Below are 3,394 nucleotides of genomic sequence, written 5' to 3' on the forward strand. Positions count from 1 at the left end.
TCGCGCTCGGCGCGGTGCTGGCCGGGGCGGTCGCGGCCGCCACCGCGCCCGGATTCGACGTCAACCCCGGCACCGCACCGGCCGCGTTGCTGGACATGCCGTGGGCACTGCTGACCGGGCTCTGCGGCGCGATGGCGGCGACCGCCGTGCTCGTGTCCCTGCTCGCCCAGCGCACGGTCGCCCGGGCCGATCCCGCGGAGGTGTTGCGTGACACGCGCTGACCCCGTCGTGCTACGCGGCACGGACCTCCGGCACAGTCATCGCGCCGGGGGCAGGACCGTACCGACACTGCGCGGCGTCACCCTCACCGCCCGGCGTGGCGAGGTCACCGTGCTGACCGGTCCCTCGGGGGCGGGCAAGTCCACACTGTTGCGCGTGCTCGCGTGTCTCGACCGTCCCGACCACGGAACGGTGATCCTGGACGGGGTGGACGCCACTCGCCTGTCCGCCCGGCGCAGGCGCGCGCTGCGCCGCACCCGGATCGGATACCTCTGCCAGGAGCCCGCCGCCAACCTGGTGGACTACCTGACCGTGTCCGAACACCTCACGCTGGCCGCGCGGCTGCGCCGGTGCACGGCCGACGTGGCGGCCACACTGGATCTGGTGGGGCTCGGGCACCGGGCGGGCCACCTGCCGCGCGAGCTTTCGGGCGGCGAGCAGCAACGGGTGGCGTTGGCGGCCTGCGTGGTCGGTGATCCGCCCCTTGTGGTCGCCGACGAACCATCCGCGCACCTGGACCGAGTCTCGACCGAGCGGGTGGCCGCGTTGTTCGCGCGGCTCGCCGAGCGTGGCATCGCGGTCCTGTTGACCAGCCACGATCCCGGAGTCACCACCGTGGCCGACCGCACGGTGGCACTGGTCGACGGCTCCACCGTGGAGCGGCCATGACCGGCCCTCTGCTGACGCTGTCCGGAGTGGGCAGGTCCTACCGCGGCACCGTGGCCCTGCGCCCGGTGGATCTGCGGCTGTGGCCCGGCGAGTTCGTCGCGCTCACCGGCCCGTCCGGCTCCGGCAAGAGCACCCTGCTCATGCTCGCGGGCGGTTGGACACGGCCCGATCAGGGCGAGATCACCGCTCATCCCCCGTTCCCGGACGTCCCGGTGTCGCGGCTCGGGTGGCGGCACCTCGCGCTCGTGCCGCAGTCGCTCGGCTTGCTGGACGAACTCACCCTCGCCGAGAACGTGGCACTGGCGCACATCTCCCGCGATGCCGGTGACCACGGCGGCGACGAGGCCGACCCGTCGGCCCCCGCGCGCGGGCTCCTCGACGCGCTCGACCTGTCCGAGCCCGCGGACCGGCTCGCCACCCACGCCTCCCGCGGCGAACAGCAGCGCGCCGCGCTCGCCCGTGCGCTCGCTGGAGGCGCCGCTCTGGTGCTCGCCGACGAGCCGACCTCTCACCAGGACCGGCAGCGCGCGGGGCTCGTGTGCGCGGCGCTGCGTGCCGCCGCGGACCGGGGAACCTGCGTTCTCGTCGCCAGCCACGACCCCGTGGTGGCCGAGCACGCCGACCGGGAGGTGGTCCTCGCCTGACCCGGCCGATTCCGCCACATTCCGGGCCCCCGGTTGTTAAGGTTCGCCCTCGTGATCATCACTGGAGGGGAGACCGTGCGACGGCGACGGATCACCACACTCGCCGCGTTGCTGACGGGGGCGGCGCTGGTCGCCTCGGGGTGCACGTCGTCGATCGGAGGCACCGCACTGACCGGCGAGAGTGAGGGGCGAAACCCGGCGGCACCGGAACGCGGCCCGGCGCCCGACCCGCGTGACGCCGATGCGGTCGCGCTCGCGTTGCGGCAGATCGACGCCTGCGCCCTGCTGGACACCGACCTCGCCGCCGAACGCTCCGGCGCACCGGACGACGAGATCTACGTCGCGCCCAGGGGCCCGCACGCGTGCCTGCTGTCGGTCAACGGGGAGTACGACGTCGGCTCGAGGCCGCTGGAGGTACGGGTCGGCACGCCGTTCGACCAGCTCGATCGCTACCACGCCGAGCCGATCACACTCGCGGGCGCGAAGGCGTACCAGACAAGGCAGACGAGCGGGAGCGACCACGTCTGCACCGTCAATGTCCCGACGAGTTACCACATCGCCGTCGAGTTCCACTATTCGCACCCGGAGAGCGGCGTCTGCGAAGCGGTACGCGCCTACGCCGAGGTGGCCGTGGACAGGCTGCGGGAGCCGGACACGCTCACCCTCGACCCGGCGACACGACCGTTCTCCCAGTGGGACGGCTGCGCGTTCCTGCGGACGCTGCTGGGGACCGAAGCCGAGTACGTGTTCACCCCGGACGGCCTCTACGACCCGTTCAGCGGCTGTGAGGCGGTCGGCGAGCAGGATGACGAGGTCGTGCTCGAAACCGAGTACGACTGGCACAACTCGCCCCTGGGCGAGCCGACCGAGCTGGAGGGCACGACGGTGCATCTCTACGACAGTTCGTACGCCTGCACCGCGACATGGGGCCAGGCCGAGTCGGGTGTGGACAACGAGTATCTCGGCACCCTCACGTTCAGCCTCGAGACCCCGTCCTGCGACCGGACCTCCGCGCTGACGACCGAGGCGATCGGGCTCGCCGACACACGACCGGAGAGCACGGACGTTTCCCCACAGCGTCCGCTGCTGTACGGGCCGGACGAGCGGGACACCGGGGCACAGGGTGCCTGCGCCCACTTCGGCGCCCCCAACGGACAAGCCGACTGCGCGCCGTACGAAGGCGGGACCGATGTCCCTTCGTCCGCCGACGAGATCATGGCGACCGCGGTCACGGAACCCGGCCTGCAATGCGCGGTGTTCGCGGACGCGGTCGCCGAGGTGTACGGCGCGGAGTTCCAACCGCTGACCTGGTCGGGCCAGTGTCTGTTCGTGGAACCCACACACCAACTGCGGCTCGACGTCACCGTTCACCCCGCGTACCGCCCCGCCGACTACGGCAAGGACACGTCACTGTGGACGGACAGGGAGATCGTCGAGATCGCGGGCAAGCAGGCGGTGAGCTTCTACACGACCGACGGCGCCTCCCGCGACATCTACGTCTCTCCGACCGGAGCCGTCGAGGCGCGGGGGATCGTGCACGTCAACGCCCAGGCGCTGCCGCCACGCGGTGAGATCGCGGCCGATCCCGAGCCCGCACCGGAGAAGCTCGCCAAGGCCGAAGACGTGTTGACGCGAGTGATCGAGCGCCACTTCGCCTGACCCGGCCGCGTGCCGGGCACGGCGCAGGATGTGGGGCGAGTGGTGACACGCGCGTCCGCGAGGGCGACTCGCGGGCGGGGAAGGGCAACTCGCCGACAGGAAGGGGCAACTCGCCGACACGCACGGGACAACTCGCGGGCCGTGGGTGCCGCGAGTGGTCCGGACCACGCGGCGCCGGGACGGCGGTGGGCGTCCCGGCGCCG

3 protein-coding genes and 1 pseudogene are annotated in these 3,394 nt (G+C 72.4%); all 4 read left to right on the forward strand.

All coding sequences use genetic code 11. From position 1 onward, the window contains the following. A partial coding sequence (locus SACSA_RS21620; protein ID WP_048876455.1) for a hypothetical protein occupies nt 1-221 on the forward strand: 221 nt, incomplete at its 5' end. Nucleotides 222-300: 79 nt separating this feature from the next. Continuing rightward, nucleotides 301-888, forward strand: a pseudogene (locus tag SACSA_RS0105140) (ABC transporter ATP-binding protein); the annotation flags it as partial. Beyond that, on the forward strand, nt 885-1,532 hold the full coding sequence (locus SACSA_RS0105145) for an ATP-binding cassette domain-containing protein (protein ID WP_019814093.1): 648 nt from the start codon (nt 885-887) through the stop codon (nt 1,530-1,532). The pseudogene SACSA_RS0105140 and the gene SACSA_RS0105145, both read left to right, overlap by 4 nt. Before the next feature lie 51 nt (nt 1,533-1,583). Next, nucleotides 1,584-3,191, forward strand: a complete 1,608-nt coding sequence (locus tag SACSA_RS0105150; RefSeq protein WP_019814095.1) for a DUF3558 family protein — start codon at nt 1,584-1,586, stop codon at nt 3,189-3,191. Nucleotides 3,192-3,394: the final 203 nt, after the last annotated feature.

Origin of the sequence: Saccharomonospora saliphila YIM 90502 (assembly GCF_000383795.1) — a bacterium.
Lineage (GTDB): Bacteria > Actinomycetota > Actinomycetes > Mycobacteriales > Pseudonocardiaceae > Saccharomonospora > Saccharomonospora saliphila.

Coding starts and splice junctions, on each gene's coding strand:
- SACSA_RS0105145 (WP_019814093.1), top strand. CDS start 885: ATGACCGGCCCTCTGCTGACGCTGTCCGGAGTGGGCAGGTCCTACCGC.